Genomic DNA, 15932 nt, shown 5'->3' with positions numbered 1-15932 from the left:
GCACCGCAATAGTTATGTGCCGAGCATCTAAGCAAACTTGTACGCTAAACGCACAGCAAAGATGTACGTTAAAGCTGCATCTGTGGCGTGTGCTCTGCCAGGTGGTTGCGGGCTGTAGTGAACCGCCCCGGGTATCGAGGAGGCCGGTTGGTTTAAGTTGACACCTTTGTCGAGGTGTCGCTGGCGGCGAGTTGCCTCCAGTAGTTTGCCTCAGCTTCTGCCGGAGGGATGCCCCCAATCGGCGTGAGCAGTCGGACGTGGTTGAACCAGTGCACCCATTGCAGGGTGGCCAGTTCCACGGATTCCCTGGTCTTCCAAGGTCCCCGGCGGTGAATCAACTCGGCCTTGTACAGACCGTTGATGGTCTCGGCCAGCGCGTTGTCATAGCTGTCTCCCCTGCTGCCCACCGAAGGTTGTATGCCCGCCTGGTCCAAGCGTTCGGTGTAGCGGATGCTGACGTACTGACTGCCCCTGTCGGAATGGTGCGTCAAGACATGGGCCGCTGGCTGGCGTTCGTACAGAGCCTGCTCCAGGGCATCGAGCACGAAGTCCGTCTGCATGCTGCGACTGACGCGCCAGCCCACGATGCGCCGAGCGTACACATCCACCACAAAGGCCACATACAACCAGCCTTGCCAGGTGGAGACATAGGTGAAGTCCGACACCCATAGCTCGTTGGGACGGCTGGCATGGAAGTGCCGGTTGACGTGGTCCAGCGGGCACGGGGCCGAGGTATCCGGCGTGGTGGTGCGCACCGCCCTGCCACGGCGTGCCCCTTGCAAGCCCATGGCACGCATCAGACGCTCGACCGTGCAGCGCGCCACCACGATGCCCTCGCGGTTCATCTGCAGCCAGACCTTGTCGGCTCCGTAGACCTGCCAGTTGGCGTGCCACACGCGCTGAATGTCGGCCTTCAAACCCTCGTCACGCTGGGCGCGTGCACTGCGCAGTTGCGCGTTGCGTTGCCGGGCTGCGTGGCGCCAGTAACACGACGGGGCCATCTGCAGCGCCCGGCAGATGGGCTCGACCCCGTAGTCATCACGGTGGCGGTCGATGTAGGCCTTCACGACTTGAGTCGGCGGTCGAGCTCCGCCTGCGCGAAAAACGCGCTGGCCGTCTTCAGGATGTCGTTGGCCCGGCGCAATTCTTTGACCTCACGCTCCAGTTCCTTGATGCGCTGCGCATCCGAGGTGGTGGTGCCGGGGCGCTGGCCGCTGTCGACCTCGGCCTTCTTGACCCAGTCGTTCAAGGTCTGTGGCACGCAGCCAATCTTGGGGGCAATCGATTCAATCGCTGCCCACAGCGACGGGTAGTCGGCTCGGTGCTCCTGCACCATGCGCACGGCGCGCTCGCGCACTTCCGGGGAGAACTTCGGTGACTTGTTCATAGCTCCATCTTCTCAAGTGTTGGAGCCTCCTCAAAACCCGGGGCGGTTCATAGCGAGCCCGGCCGATTCAATTCCCCAGACCGTCAACCTCATTGTTAAACCCGCTTCACCTCGAAACCGCTATGGCAACACCCCATTCAACTAGTGACCTCGCACAAACGCTGACTGAGATAGAGATACAGCAACGACTTGAAGCCGTATTTCGCGTGCTCAGCGAATATTCCATCGTGTCGGTGGTTGACGTCGCGATGAAGATCCTTGCTCTACCCGCCAAAAACCAGCTTGACGACCTTGGGAGGCTCCCAGGAATTACGTTGTTGCTTGTTCAGCTCGCATGTCGGAACCGTGCCGCATCTCAATGCTTAGGGGCGTCTCTGCCCGGCATCATGTTTGACGAGCTCCGGGAGGAATTGTGGAATCTAACAGGCGCTGCCTCACTTAAGGGACCGAGCCTCCAAGCGTCTCTAAGGTCCTATCTTCCTGCGCAAATTGAGTTCCAAGTTGATCGACGCGGCTCCACCATCAGATGGGCATTTCTATTGAAGAATGATGAGAATTCTGACGCCGCAAAACAGATGTTCGAGGAGGTTATCGGCATGACTCCGGCGATGTTCATTGACGCGGCGGCAACTCTCGCTAGATTTACAGGGCTTCCAGCGCGAACACTTCCGCCCTCAAGCTTTGACAGTTTTCCTGAGGCTGTACGCCCCGCAGTTTTGAAAATCATCAAAATGCTAACTCGAAACTTGCTAGAACTGCGTTTAGAGTTACAAAAGGAAGTTGGTGAACGACCGAACAAATGGGAGCTATATCAGATCCCATTTGCGGCCAAATTTCCATTTCTCGAAACCGATCAAGAAGCTCTATTCATCTGGCATCCACGGATGCTCAACCGCGCCCTGGAAGGGTTTCTGCATTATCAGCTAATGCAAGCAAACGGCGAGTTATATCTGCGGATATTCACTCGGAAATTTGAGCAATACGTCACCCAGTTGTGTCGGGAGATTCATCCGTCGCAAATTTCAGAAGAGGCCTGGCAACTAAAAATGGGTAAACAGGGCTCCGCTGTTGAATCTATTCTAGGATTTGAGGGAACGAATGTTTTCGTTGAGGCGAAGATGGCCTACAACCGTGATGTGACAATTTTGGAGGAAGAACCCTCAAAGCTAATTAGTAGACTAGAAAGAGTGACGGATGCTCTCTACCAAGCACGCCGAGTGAGTCAGCGCTTGAGACGAGAGTCTGAACGCTATCCCAAGCGAGCCGCCGCGATCGAAGAGTTTGCGATAATCGTAACTAGTCGCGAATTATACATAGGCCACGGCGAACGACTTGAGAAACTATTGCCTCCTGGGTCAATTGATTTCGATGACATCGGCGTCAATGCCCGGCTACCATTGCGGAATGTTCTAGTGGTATCAATTGATGATTTTGAGCTTCTCCAAGCGGGTGTTAGACGCGGAGATATAGATCTACTCCCATTTCTACAAGAAGTGGCCACCAGAAACTCTGATCCAATTACCGCAGCGTTTTTCTTATTCGATCATTTACGAGAAAAATTGGGGAAAAATCACCAACTACCGGTAGGTTTAGAGAACGAATTGAAGGCAGCAGATAACAGGGTATTGTCAATGTTTAAAGCACGACTTCAAGAATTGAAGGCTTGACGCCTACTTCAATTCAAATTTTGTTTTTCTCCTTTGGCATATACTTTGCGAGACTGATACTTCGGTACAAATGAGTGGCAGCCAGTTCCGCTGTTCGTTGAATACAGCTCAGCAGCATTGCCGCCCTACCCCTGACACCCCCACAACCCATCCGGCCGCACGCGCCACAGCACCGGGGCGATGCGCCAGCACAGCAGCCCGAACGCCGCCGCCCAGCACAGCCCGGCCAGGCCCAGCAGGGCTGAAGCCGCGTCCGGCACAAAGGCCTTTCGCCCGCCGGTTGGCCGCAGTGCGCGCGCCCGGCGATGCAGATCACAGTGCAGATCGACAGGTGCAAGCGGTGCTTGCACGATGGCCATGGCAACACCCGTTGGCGATCCACCCTGCGCACATGAACGCGCTCTTTCATTGTTGCCGTTTAAATTAAAGAATGCTTTAATTTACCTACACACTGTTCAAAGCCGCTTTCCATGACACGCACCACGGGCACCTACGCGATTTCCACGACGCTGGGCGAGTCTGTGCGTGCATTCGTGCCCCATTCCTTGCCCCCCTCGGACCCGGACCTGTCGCCCGAGGTATTCACCGAACTCCACCGGCAGGCCGAACTGGCGCTTGCTCGTCTGGCGGGGGTGTCCGGCCTGGTGCCGTCGGTGGATTGGTTGCTGTACAGCGCCATCCGCAAAGAAGCCCTGCTCACGTCGCAGATCGAGGGCACGCAGGCCACGCTGACCGACCTGTTCGACGAAGAAGCGGGGGTCAAGGTGCGCAATACCGAGGATGTGGAAGAAGTCACCAACTACCTTCGTGCATTCCGCTGGACTCAGGAGCAGCTGCGCGACCCCCACGGGCTGCCCATCAGCGTACGGCTGTTGTGCGAAGCACACCGGCGCCTGCTGGATGGGGCTCGGGGCGCTGGCAAGCAACCGGGCGAGTTGCGCCGGTCGCAAAACTGGATCGGCGGTACACGGCCCGGCAACGCGGTCTTCGTGCCACCGCCGCCGGAGCACGTTCCGGCGCTGCTGGCCGATATGGAGCGGTTCATTCACGGCACGGCGACGGATGTGCCGCCCATGGTCAAGGTGGCGCTCATCCACGCGCAGTTTGAAACCATTCACCCGTTTCTGGATGGCAACGGGCGCATTGGCCGCCTGCTGATCGCGGCCCTGTTCGAGCATTGGGGGTTGCTGTCCGAGCCGTTGATGTATCTCAGCGGCTACCTGAAGCAGCACCAGGCGGAGTACTACCGTCGCCTGTCGGCCATCCGCACGGAGGGTGATTGGGAATCTTGGGTCAGGTTCTTTCTGGAGGGTGTCGCCACTGCGGCGGGCGATGCGGAGAAAAACATCATTGCGATCGCCAGCCTTGTGGCCACAGACCGCAGGCGCCTGCTGCAATCCGCCAAGGCAGGCCCTGCAAGTTACCGGCTGTTCGAAATGCTGCCCATGATGCCGCGCTTCACCATCGAGCGCGTACGCCAGCAACTCGATACCAGCTTCCCCACCGCCACGGCCGCGGTCAAGGTGCTGGAAGAATTGGGCGTCGTGGCCGAGATGACAGGGCAAAAAAAGAACAGGAGCTACAGCTACCAGGCCTACGTTGAACTGCTCTCGCGGTGACAAGCATCCGCAAGCCCGCAGCACGTTGGCCCCGGCGGCTTCTGCACAGGCCAGCCGCCTACCCCTGACACCCCCACAACCCATCCGGCCGCACACGCCACAGCACCGGGGCCATGCGCCAGCACAGCAGCCCGAACGCCGCCACCCAGCACAGCCCGGCCAGGCCCAGCAGAGCTGAAGCCGCCTCCGGCGCAAAGGCCGCACCCGCGCGCAGCACCGCCCCGGCCACGATGAGCACCGCGCCGTGCGCCACCCAGGGCCGTCCGTCGGACGGATGGCCACAGTGCGCACGCCCGGCGATGCAGATCACGGCGTAGATCGACAGTCCGATGGCCCCCACGGTGAGCAGGTGGCGCCCCGCGCCCATACCCGGCCCGCCCGCGAGCAGGGCCGTGCCGATGAGGGCGTAGCCCAGCGCCATGCAGGCGTACACGGCGTAGAGCATGAGCGGCAGGCGGCGCAGCAGCGGGCGGCCCACGTGCCAGTCGCCCATCAGGTTGCACAGCGCGGCGGCGGCGGCGCAGGCGAGCCAGCCGCTGGCGCGGCCGCCCGGTTGCACGAACTCGGCCAGCGTGAACAGCGCGATGCACAGAATGGCCAGGTTGCGCCGGGGCGGGCGGGCCAGGTAGGGCTCGCGGCCCTCGCCCGTTTGGTCGATGGCGTTGTTGACGATGCGCATGGAGATGCGGCTCATGGCCACGATGATGAGCACCATCACCAGGCCCAGCAGGGCCAGCAGCCAGCGCATAGGGTAGGCACCGCGCAGTGCATCGGCATAGAAGCCTGCCACCAGCACGAACAGGCCCGCCAGCGCCCAGCCAAAGGCGTGGTGGCGCCGCCCGGCCAAGGTGCGCAGCGCGGGCCACAGCAGCGCCAGCAGGCTGCCCGCCAGGCCCAGGTGCGCCAAGGCGGCCAGCGCCAGCGCGGGGCTGCCCGCCACGCCCGAGAGCCAGAAGCCAGCGCGGCCCAGCAGCCACAGCAGCACCAGCTGGCGCGCGGTGCGCGGGCTGGCGCTCGCGGTATTGGTGAACTCAGGCACGGCGGTGAGCACGAAGCCCGCCACCGCCGCCAGGCCAAAACCCAGCAGCAGCTCGTGCGCGTGCCACACCAGCGCGCCGCCCGCCACGGGCGGCGGCGGCAGGCCCAGCGCCAGCACGGCGCTCCACAGCGCGATGAGCAGCACGGCAGAGCCCATGGTGAGCAGGAAGAAGGGGCGCATGGCACACATCCAGACCGGGTGCTGAAGCGACAGCAGGCCGGGCGGGGTCATCACGGGGGCGGTCATCCGCATCGCATCCTCCGCGCGGTGGGGGTGGCGTTGCCTTCCTGCGGCAGCGGCTGCAGGGGCAGCACGCGCGCCTCGGGCGGCGGCAGGGTGTCGGCGAATTCATCGGCCAGGCAGGTACCCTCGTCCACCAGCGCATCGAGCCCGAAGGCCGCGCGCACGGCGGGCACGCGCAGCAGCTCGGCGGTGTCGTGGTAGACCATGGCGTCGGTGCGCGCCAGGGCGGGGGCTGGCGGGCTGTGCCGGTGCACGATGCGACCCGGCCCGGCGGCCATCACCAGCACGGTGTCGGCCAGGCGCACGGCCTCCATGAGGTCGTGCGTGATCATCAGCACGGCCGTGCCCTTCTCGCGCTGGTGGCGCAGCAGCAGGCGGTGCAGTTGCGCCTTGAGGCCGATGTCGAGCGCGGCAAAGGGTTCGTCCATCAGCAGCACATCGGGCTCCAGCACCAGGGCGCGCGCCAGCGCGGCGCGGCTTTGCATGCCGCCCGACAACTGGTGCGGGTAGGCGGCCAGGGCTTCAAGGTCCAGCCCCAGCACGGCGCCCATGGCGTGGGCGCGCTCACGCGCGGCGGCGCGCGCCAGGCCCTGCGCGCGCAGGCCCAGGGCGATGTTGTCGGCGGTGGTCTGCCAGGGCAGCAGGCGCGGCTGCTGGAACATCAGCGCGGGATTGGCAAAGGCGTTGTCCAGCCGGCCCTCCTGCAGATCCAGCAGGCCCGCGCACAGGTGCAGCAGCGTGGTCTTGCCGCAGCCCGAGGGTCCCACCAGCGCCAGCACATGGCCAGGCGCAAGTGCCAGGCCCACGCCGCCGAGCACCTCGGTGAGCGCGTAGCTGTGGCGCACGTCTTGAAGCAGCAAACTCATCGCGGCGCCTCCCGCCAGCGTTCGACTTCGCGCTTGAGCGGTTCCAAAAATCCGTATTCGACGACCAGCAGGCAGCCCACCACGGCGCTGATCCAGCCCAGGGTGGTGGCGGTGTCCAGCTGCGAGCGGCTGGCCGCGAGCGCGGCGCCCACGCCGTCGGTGCTGGCGAGCAGCTCGGCCATCACGGCCACCTTCCAGGCGCTGCCCAGCGCGGTGACCCAGGCCGGGAACAGGTACGACAGCACATGCGGCCCATACACCTCGCGCAGCGCCATGCCCAGCGGCAGACGGTAGGCGCGCGCCATGTCGCGCAGCTGCAAATCGAGCGTGCGCGTGCCCTGCAGCGCGCTGGCAAACACCACGGGGAAACAGGCAATGAACACGGTGAACACGGGCGTGCCGTCGCTCATGCCGAACCACAGCATGGCCAGCACCAGCCAGGCGATGGGCGGCGTGCCCAGCAGCACCGTGACCAGCGGGCGCGACAGCACCGAGGCCGTGACGGAGAGGCCCGCCAACAGCCCGAGCACGCTGCCCACGCCCAGCGCCAGCACCAGCCCCATGAAGGCGCGCCGCGCCGTGGCCCACAGCGCGGGCCCGGCGGCGCCCTGCTGCACCTGCGCCCCCAACGCGGCAAAGGCGGTGAGCGGGTCGGGCAGGATGAGCGGGTCGTACAGCGCGGCCACGGCCTCCCAGGTGGCCAGCAGCAGCAACAGGCTGGCGGCCGCGCCCCAGCCGCTCCACAGGTAGGCGGGCAGGCCCGAGAGCACGCGCCAGAGCACACGCAGCATCAGCGAGGCCCCATGCCGCCGGGGGCTGCGCCCAGGTTGTTGAGGGGTGCAGGGGCTGTGGCCTGGTCCGCCGCGCCGCCTTCGGGCACATAGACCATGGAGCCGTCCTTCATGCGGTAGGCCACGCCGGCTTTCTCGCCGTCGCCCTCGCCGATCTCGCCGCTGGCCTTGTATTTTTCGATCTTCTCGCCGCGCTTCTGGATCACTTCCATGGTGGGCTTGCCCGCGTCGGTGATGACGGTGACGTCCTGCTTGGAGAAAGGGCTGAGCAGCGGGTTCTTGGCCACGGTGATGAGCAGCGCGGCGATCACCACCAGGAACACGTCGATGAGGTTGACGACCGAGAGGATGGGGTCGTCGGCTTCGGTTTCGTCGAGGAATTTCATGCTTCACTCCCTGCTTCGGCCAGGTGGCCTGCGGCCGGGGTGCGCACGCCCTGGCGCTGCAGCCACACCAGTTCCTCGGCCAGCCAGCGCCGCTGCACCGACACCACCCAGAAGGTGATGGCGGCGGCAATGAGCGACAGGATCACCGCCGCAAAGGCCACTGCCAGGTTGTCCGACACCTGGCCCAGGTTGCCGTCCGACAAGCCCTTGAGCGCCGGGCCCATGGGGATCATGGTGGCGATCAGCCCCAGCATGGGCGCCACGCGCGTGGCGATGCGCGGCAGTTCCAGCAACTGGTGCGCCTTCACGTCCAGTTCGTCGGCGCTGGCGCCGGGCTGGGCCTGCGCCCAGGCCAGCAGGTGGTGGCCGCGCGTGGGCTGGCCGCCCTGCCCCTGGCGGCGCTGCCACCACTGCATGGCAAACATGCCCAACAGAAAGAAGGCATAGACGAACAGCACGGCAATCACCACCAGGGTGGGGAACAGAAAGACCTGGCTGGCCTGGTACATCAGGGATTCAAGCAAATGGCTCATGCGAAAAAACTCCGTGAAATCGTGATATGGGAAAGTGGATCAACGCGCCGCGGGCTGGGCCAGCGCCAGCAGGCGCGCGTACTGGCCGGGCGGCAGGGTCTGGCGCACCTGGGCGATGCAGCGCAGGTGGATTTCTGCCGCCTCGCGCTTGAGCTGGGCCAGGCGGTCGAGCTGGGGCGCCAGGTCTTGCGCGCTGCGGCCATCGAGCGCGGCGCGGGCAATCTCCTGCTCCAGTTGCTGGGCCTGCTGCAGGCGCGGGCGCAGCGCGGGGCGCACCTGCTCGTCGGCATGGCGCGACAGGGCCTGCCGGTGCTCGGCCGATGCGTCCAGTTGGGGCACATAAGGCATCAGGTGCGGCAGGTGGGCGGGCAGCAGCAGCGAGTATTCAGGCATGGCGGGCGCGGCTGGCGCCAGGGCGAGCGCGCGCTGGCGCAGTTGCTGGTACTGGGCGGCGTCCAGCGTGGCACGGATGCGCTGGGTGGCGTCGATCTGCGCCTGCGCGGCCTCGCGCTTGAGCTGCTGCAGGCGGTCCAGCCGTGCGGCCAACTGCTGCACGCTGGCGCCTGCGAGCGCGGCCTGGGCGATGTCCTGCTCCGCGGCGCGGGCCTGCTCCAGCCGGGGCTGCAACTGGTCGCGCACCTCGAAGGCCAGGGCCGCCAGGGTGCCGCGCTGCACCTCGTTCAGGGCCAGCGCCGTGGTCTGGCCCTTGAGCGCCCAGGCCAGGTGCGGCAGGTGCGCGGCGTGCACCAGCGAATACTGCGCCAGCGCAGGCTGCGTGGCCTGGGCCGCCTGGGCAGAGTAGCCCGGCTGGCCCTGAGGCTGGCGCGGCGCGGCGGCCTGCGGCGGCGCGCCGGCGCAGCCTGCCAGCGCGAGCGCCAGGCCCGCACAGGCCAGTGCAACGGTCAGGTGACGAAGAGGGAATGAACTTGCTTGCGGTGCCATGGGAAACCTTGTGTGTGGGTGAATACGCTTACCACTTGCCTTCCAGCGCCAGCAGCCAGGTGCGCTGGCCATGGTCGCTGGTGGTCAGCGCCCAGGGCTGGCCGCCCTGGGCGGACGAAGCCGTGCGCCAGGTGCTGGTGCCCAGCAGGTTCTGCACCGACAGGCGCAGGTTGAGCGCGGGCGTGAGGCGGCGCACGAAGTGTGCATCCAGCAGGTTACGCGATTGCGTGGTGGCCTGCACCTCGCCGGGCACCTGGGTGCGCAGGGCGGCCTGGTGCTGCCACTGAAAGCCCCAGGTGGATTGCCACGCAGGCAGGCTGCCCTCGTAGCCCAGCGTGAACTGGTAGCGCGGCAGCTCGCGCGGGGCGCGGGTGAGGCCCAGCACGGCATCCTGAACCTCGCCACGCGGCAGCGTGAACTGCGCGCGCACGCTGCCCTGGCGGCCGATCAGGCCCTGCAGCCAGGGCGCCTCGCCCGTGAGCTTGGCCGACAGCTCCAGCCCCCAGTGGCGCGCGTCGCCTTCGTTGAAGGGGCGTTCGACCCAGCGCCCGGCCTCCCACAGCGTGCGGCGTTCGATGAAGTCCTGCGTGCGGCGCAGGTAGGTGTTGATGCCCCACACGCCGCCGGGCACATGGCGCTCCAGCCCGGCCTCCAGGTTGGCCACGCGTTCGGGCCGCAGCCAGGGGTTGCCGCCCCGGTCGGGCTCCAGCGGGGTGTTGGCCAGCGTGCTGCGCGAGGCCACGCGCGTGAGTTCGTCGAGCTTGGGGAAGCGGATGGCGCCCGACAGCGAACTGCGCGCCACCCAGCCCGGCGCCGCCTCCCAGCGCAGGGCCAGCGACGGATCGACCGCGCCGTGGCGGCTGTCGCGCTCCTGCGCCTGGATGGCCATGCGCTCGCCGCGCAGGCCGCTGGTGAGCGTGAGCGCCTCGGCCAATTGCCATTCGTCCTGCAGCCACAGCGTGCCCTGGCGGGCGCGGCCTGCAAAGCGGGTGTCGCTGGCGTAGGCACCGCTCAGGGCCTGCCAGTCGTCGCGGCGGTGGCTGGCGGCGTCCAGGCCCACCGAGAGCAGGTGCTCGCCCACGGGCCGGTCGTAGCGCAGCGATGCGCTGTGTTCGCGGTCTTCGCGGCGCTCGGTTTCTTGCCATGCAACGCCCGTGCCCAGTCGATTGCGATCGGCGTTGCGCTGGCCTTGCATGGCGGCGGCGCGGCCCGTCCACTTGCCGCCCCAGGCGCGCCATTCGGCCTCGCCACGCAGGCGGGCAATGCGGGTGCTGTTGTCTTCGCTGTCGTGGCGCTGCGTTCCGTCCGAGCGCACGGTGTGCGTGGCGCGGTCGCCCTCGTTGTAGTACAGGCTGGGCCACAGCGTGAACTGGCCCGTGGCACCGCGCCAGGCCAGGCGCGGCGAGAGGATGAATTCGTTGATGCTGTAGCGGCCCTGCTCCGCGTCCTGCACCACGTTCTGATGCTGTGCGCCGCCCGCCAACGTGCGCGTGCTGCTTTGGTCCACCGGCATGGCGTGGCGGTTGAGCGTGAGCGGCAGCAGCCAGCCAAAGCCCCCTTCGCCCCCGCCGTGGCTGGCGGTGAACTGGCCGTTGGCCAGGCTGCCACGCTGGCCCACGGCCAGCTTGACGCTGGTGGCCGCGCGCGCCACCGGGCGGCGCATGACAAGGTTGACGGTGACGGGCGCGGCGCCGCCAAACTCGGCCGAGCCGCCGCGCAATATCTCCACCCGCTCCAGCTCGCCCGAGGGCATGCGGCCCACCTCGGTGAGGGCAAAGCGCGCATTGGCCGTGGGCCGCTCGCCGTTGACGAGGAACTGCACCCCGTCGCGCGACATGCCCCGGGCGCGGGCGTTCATGCCGCCATCGGCGCCGTGCTCTCCCGCGTCGATGCCGGGCAGCTTGCGGATCAGCTCGCCCACGGTGAGGCCGCCCAGGGCCTCGATCTCCTTGCGGTCGATGATGGTCTTTTGCGTGGCGGCGTTGCGCTGGTCTTCCATGGCGCTGCTGGCCGAGCGCACGGTGACTTCGCCCAGCTGGCGCTCGGGCGCGCTGGCCGGTGGAGATGCCGGTGCAGGCTGCTGCGCCAGCACGGGGGCCGCGCAGGCAGCGCACACCGCGGCGGCCAGCAGGCGGGCATGGGCAGATATAAAACTAGGCATTTGCTATTATTTTGATAGCTGTTAGCGCTTATCCATCAAGCGCTAGAGGCCAATTTTGCTTGAAAAGAATAACGCCGCTGCCACCAGCCGCCACCCAGCATGACGGCGCCCAGCACCAGCGCCACCCACAGCGTCTGCCAAGTGTTGGCGTCCGGCGCGGGCGGCTTGTCGGCCACCTGCTCCAGCCGCATGCCACTGATGGGCGGCGGGGGTGGGGGCGGAGCGGCGGGGGCGGCTTCGGCGGCGGGCGGCGGCGCGGCCGCACTCTGCGCTGCGGCGGCGGGATCAGCGGGTGAATGCCCCAGGTTCAGGCCAAAGCCTGCAGCGCCCTGGCCTGCGCCTACAAAGCGCTCGAAGGCGGCGTTGTCGGTGCGCACGTCAAAGCGCTGGGACAGGTCGCGCCAGCGGTCTTTCAGCTCGGCCACGGTTTGGGCGTCCGCCTGCCAGTAGCCCTGGCGCGCAGCCTCCAACATGCGCTCGATGTTCTGCGCCAGCGCGTGCGGGTTGTGCGCCTCGAACCATTGCTTCAGGCCCAGCTGGTGCTTGTCGCGCACGTACACGTCCACCATCTCCTGCCACTGGTCGTCGCGCACGATCTCGCGCGCCACGGCCGTCCAGCCCCAGAAGTTGTTGGTCGCGTCCAGCACCTGCAGCGTGCCGGCGTAGCCCTCCTGCATCAGACCCTTGATGTAGCCGGGGTGGAACTGGCGCGTGGCCAGCTCTTTGGCCAAAAACTGCGCCGCGCCTTCCACGCGCCCGCTGCCCGCGCCACGCAGGTTGCTGATGTAGAGCTGCGGCGCCTTGCCGTCGAGGTGCCGCACGGCCAGGCCGATGCCGCCCAGGTACTGGAACGGATCGTCGGTGGTGAGCATGCCGTAGGTGTTGGACGTGCGCGAAAGCACCGCGCCCTCGGTGCCGCGCAGGTGCTCGGCGTAGAGGTTGATGGGCTGGCCGTCCTGGCCCTTGAAGCCGTTGCCCTGCAGGCTGCCCCAGGTGGATTCATCGGCGCCGTAGGCGAACTGCATGCGCGAGAGGTAGAGCTGCGCGAGCTTGCGGTCGCCCTCCTGCTTGCCCTTCCAGGTGTCGGTGGCGAGTGTGGCGTCGTCCAGGCCGGTGCCGTATTTGCCCGATTCGGACGAGTAGATGCGCGTTTCGGCCGCCGCCTGCGCGGCCTTGTCGGGCAGGCCCTGGGCGCGCAGGCGCGCGGCGATGGCGCGGGTGTGGGCGGCCACGGGGTTGGCCTCGTCGCCGTCGCCCGTGGCGCGGGCGGCCAGCTGCGCGGCCTGGGCCAGGATCTTCATGGTGTTGGGGAAGTGGTCGCGGTACAGGCCGGTGGCCGACAGCACCACGTCCACGCGCTCGCGGCCCAGCTCTTTGCGCGGCACGAGCTTGACGCCCGTGACGCGGCCCCCCTCGTCCCACACGGGCTCGGTGCCCAGCAGCCACAGCGCCTGGGCTTCGAGCAGGCCCTGGTGGCGCATGGTCTCCACCGACCACAGCGACACGGCGAGCTTTTTGGGCTGCTTGCCGGTGAGGCGCCGGTGCTCGGCAATGAGCTGCTCGGCTGCCTCCTTGCCTGCCGCCCAGGCCTGCTTGGTGGGCACGCGCGAGGGGTCGAAGCCGTAGAGGTTGCGGCCCGTGGGATAGGCGTCGGGGTTCTTGATGGGGTCGCCGCCGTAGGACGTGGGCAGGTGGCGGCCCGCCAGCACGGTGAGCAGCGCGGGCAGCTCCTGGTCGGCGCCGATGGCGGCGTACCAGGTGCGGGCTTTGTCCAAAGCCTCGCGCAGCGGGGCGCTCAAGCCCTGCGTGCTTTCGCCCTGCACCACATGGCGTTGCAGCAACTGGTAGGGCGCGGTGCCGGGGAGCTTGTCGTAGTCGGTCAGCAGGGCTTCATCGGCATCGGCGGCGGGCTTGCCCGCGTGCAGCCAGGCGGCCTCCCAGAACGGGCGGCCCAGCATCAGCAGCACGGTGGCCAGGCGGTGCTGGGCCTCGGGCGCGCGGCCCAGGGTGTGCAGGCCCAGGGGTTGGGCGGTTTCGGCCAGCTCGTGCAACTGGTTGTGCAAGGCATCGACAAAGGCGGGAAACTCGGCGCGGGCGCGCTCGGCGGTCCAGCCCATGTCGAGGGCTATGCGCTCCTTGGCGGCGGCGGCCAGCAGGTCGGCCTTGATCTTGTCTTTGACCACGCCCTCGTCCTGCGCCACCCAGGCGTGCAGCAGGTCGTGCATGTGGGTGAGCGCCTGGTGCAGCCCGGCGGGCTTGAAGGGCGGCGTCTGGTGGCTGATGATGACGGCGCGGCCCCGGCGTTTGGCCTGCTGGGCCTCGCCGATGTTGTCGGCGATGTAGGGGTAGGCCACCGGCAGGTCGCCCACGGCGAGCATGCCGGGGTCAGAGACGGACAGGCCGCGCTCCTTGCCGGGCAGCCATTCCTGGCTGCCGTGCGTGCCGAAGTGCACCAGCGCGTCGCTGGCCTGCTGCTCGCGCGCCCACAGGTAGGCGGCCAGGTAGTAGTGCGAGGGCCAGGCGTTGCTGGAGTGGTAGAGGGCTTTTTCCTTGGACACCCACTTTTGGCTTCGGCCGCCGCTTTGCGGCTTAACCCCAGCTTCGCCGGCGTTAGCCTGCGCCGCAACTTCGCTGGGCTCGTTGTCGCCGCGCGGCGGCTGCGGCAGAAGGGCGATCTTGCCCAGCATGAGGCGCGGCACCACGAACATGGCCTGGCCGCCCTGGCGCAAGACCATGGAAGACGCCTCGGGCTCGCCCCAGCGCTCGCGCAAGGCAGTCTGCACGGCGGCGGGCTGCTGGCCCAGCCAGGCACGGTAGCGCGCCACGGGCACGGTCGCGGCCAGGCCCTCGCGCAGCAGGGGTTCCAGCTCGCCCGCGCGGTAGGCGGGGGCCAGCAGACGCTGGAGCTTGGCGATGAGTTCGGGCTCGGACGGCACCTCGGTGTCATAGCCCTGGGCGCGCAGCGCGGCCAGCGTGGTCTGCAGGCTGCGCGGCACGTTGAGGAAAGAGGCGGAGAGGTTCTTCTCGCCCGGCGGGTAGTTCCAGAAGAACACCGACAGGCGCTTGTCGGCGTTCGCTTTGCGCTGCAGCGCCACCAGGCGCAGCGCCTTGCCGACCACGGCGTCGGCCTGGGCGGGAATGGTGGCGATGGGCGCGTCGCCCACGCCGCTGGCCGAGGCCACCTGGATGTCGGTCACGCCCGCGTATTCGGCCTGCGCAAGGTAGAACGGCACGTCCATCAGCGGCACACCCTGGGGGTTGGCCTGCCAGTGCGCGGCGTCGCCACGGCGGTAGGTCATGGCCTGCAGCACGGGGATGCCCAGGCGCTCGAACTCGGCGCGGCGCATCTCGGGCATGAGCATGATCTGGGTGTTGATGAGCACGTCGGCCAGCGCCTTGCCCTGGGGGCGCAGCATGCGGTCCAGGCTGCCCGCGTCCATCATGGGGCTGTAGAAGCTCAGCGCCACGGCGCCTGCGGCCTCGATGCGGGCGATGAGGTCGTCGATGTAGTCGGCCTGCACCGAGGCGATGTACTGCTGGTGCACGGCCAGCGCCACCACGGGGCGGCGCTGCGGGTCGGTGGGGTCCACCCCCGCCCAGCGCAGGTAGGCCAGCGGGTCAGCAAACACCTGGCCGGGCGCGCGCGGGTGGTACACCGCCGTCTTGGGGAAGATCACCGGGTCGGGCACGCCCTGTGCGCTCTGGCCTTTCAAATAGGCAGCCACGGTGGCCACAAAGCCCTCGAAGTTCTGCCGCCCGCCGTTGCTGTAGTACTGGGCCAGGCGCCGGCCCAGGGCTTCGTTCACCCCACCGCCCCAGGCCGGGCGTGCGTCGTACAGCCAGGCGTGCGGCGCGCGCAGGCCGGGCAGTGCGCGGGCCAGGTGCTGGCGCACGTCGTCCTGCTGGTAGGTGTCGAAGAACACCATGTCCTGCCCCTGGAACAGCCCGGCATCGGCATCGGCCGGGATCTTGCCCAGGTAGCGCACCTGCACATCAATGCCGTGCGGGCGCGCAATGTCGGCCAGCAGGCGAAACTTGCCCGGGGGCACGTTGGAGGTGGCGATGAACAGCACCGAGGCCGCCTGCGCTACGCCCACGGGCCATACAGGCAGAAAGGCCAGCAGGCACAGCGCCAGCCAGCGGCGAAGAAGGGACAGGGGGTTCACTGGAATTCTTTGAATGAAATTGGCCTCTGGCGCTTATTCAGCAAGCGCCAACAGCTATGTTTTTAGTAGCATTCAGGCATGGTGTGGCGCACACCCCGGCGCTCGCGTCCCCACCAGAGAGGAGGCCGGGGG

At 67.2% G+C, this 15932-nt stretch carries 12 protein-coding genes and 1 other annotated feature; of the genes, 2 read left to right on the top strand and 10 right to left on the bottom strand.

What is annotated here, in order from left to right; translation table 11 throughout:
* Positions 1–152 precede the first annotated feature (152 nt).
* Positions 153–1387 (bottom strand): IS3 family transposase gene (locus GWK50_RS07065; RefSeq protein ID WP_162014894.1). Its coding sequence is split into 2 segments (ribosomal slippage): positions 153–1099 and positions 1099–1387, totalling 1236 coding nucleotides; the frame shifts between segments, so codons are not numbered across the junction.
* Positions 993–1109, bottom strand: a sequence feature (AL1L pseudoknot). It overlaps the preceding gene by 117 nt.
* A gap of 122 nt (positions 1388–1509) precedes the next feature.
* Here GWK50_RS07065 and GWK50_RS07060 point away from each other — a divergent pair.
* Complete coding sequence (locus tag GWK50_RS07060) at positions 1510–3054, top strand: hypothetical protein (RefSeq protein ID WP_162015762.1); 1545 nt, start codon at positions 1510–1512, stop codon at positions 3052–3054.
* Positions 3055–3179: 125 nt separating this feature from the next.
* Here the strand turns inward: GWK50_RS07060 and GWK50_RS07055 are convergent, their stop codons facing one another.
* A complete protein-coding gene (locus tag GWK50_RS07055; RefSeq protein WP_162015761.1) occupies positions 3180–3413 on the bottom strand; it encodes an NnrS family protein in 234 nt (77 codons plus the stop codon).
* A gap of 111 nt (positions 3414–3524) precedes the next feature.
* On the opposite strand from GWK50_RS07055, the gene GWK50_RS07050 reads away from it, so the two are divergent.
* On the top strand, positions 3525–4673 hold the full coding sequence (locus GWK50_RS07050; protein ID WP_162015760.1) for a Fic family protein: 1149 nt from the start codon (positions 3525–3527) through the stop codon (positions 4671–4673).
* A 58-nt stretch (positions 4674–4731) separates the two neighbouring features.
* Here GWK50_RS07050 and GWK50_RS07045 read toward each other — a convergent pair whose 3' ends face one another.
* From GWK50_RS07045 to cobN, 8 genes are read right to left on the bottom strand one after another with little or no spacing between them, the layout of a single operon-like run.
* Positions 4732–5964: an NnrS family protein gene (locus GWK50_RS07045; RefSeq protein WP_242455319.1), complete on the bottom strand. Its 1233-nt coding sequence runs from the start codon at positions 5962–5964 to the stop codon at positions 4732–4734.
* On the bottom strand, positions 5955–6821 hold the full coding sequence (locus GWK50_RS07040) for an ATP-binding cassette domain-containing protein (protein WP_162015759.1): 867 nt from the start codon (positions 6819–6821) through the stop codon (positions 5955–5957). Before GWK50_RS07040 ends, GWK50_RS07045 begins: the two co-directional genes overlap by 10 nt.
* Positions 6818–7612, bottom strand: a complete 795-nt coding sequence (locus GWK50_RS07035; RefSeq protein WP_242455318.1) for an ABC transporter permease subunit — start codon at positions 7610–7612, stop codon at positions 6818–6820. Before GWK50_RS07035 ends, GWK50_RS07040 begins: the two co-directional genes overlap by 4 nt.
* Positions 7612–7998, bottom strand: coding sequence for a DUF2149 domain-containing protein (locus GWK50_RS07030; protein WP_162015758.1), 387 nt, complete (start codon positions 7996–7998; stop codon positions 7612–7614). The genes GWK50_RS07035 and GWK50_RS07030 overlap by 1 nt, the downstream gene beginning before the upstream one ends.
* Complete coding sequence (locus GWK50_RS07025) at positions 7995–8531, bottom strand: MotA/TolQ/ExbB proton channel family protein (RefSeq protein WP_162015757.1); 537 nt, start codon at positions 8529–8531, stop codon at positions 7995–7997. Before GWK50_RS07025 ends, GWK50_RS07030 begins: the two co-directional genes overlap by 4 nt.
* Positions 8532–8570: 39 nt before the next feature.
* A complete protein-coding gene (locus GWK50_RS07020; RefSeq protein WP_242455317.1) occupies positions 8571–9473 on the bottom strand; it encodes a hypothetical protein in 903 nt (300 codons plus the stop codon).
* Positions 9474–9501: 28 nt separating this feature from the next.
* Positions 9502–11634, bottom strand: a complete 2133-nt coding sequence (locus tag GWK50_RS07015; protein WP_162015756.1) for a TonB-dependent receptor — start codon at positions 11632–11634, stop codon at positions 9502–9504.
* 35 nt (positions 11635–11669) lie between these two features.
* Positions 11670–15800, bottom strand: a complete 4131-nt coding sequence (gene cobN, locus GWK50_RS07010; RefSeq protein WP_347339504.1) for a cobaltochelatase subunit CobN — start codon at positions 15798–15800, stop codon at positions 11670–11672.
* Positions 15801–15932: the final 132 nt, after the last annotated feature.

This window comes from Acidovorax sp. 210-6, from assembly GCF_010020825.1.
Lineage (GTDB): Bacteria > Pseudomonadota > Gammaproteobacteria > Burkholderiales > Burkholderiaceae_C > Simplicispira > Simplicispira sedimenti.
This window is presented reverse-complemented; position numbering and strand designations above follow the sequence as displayed.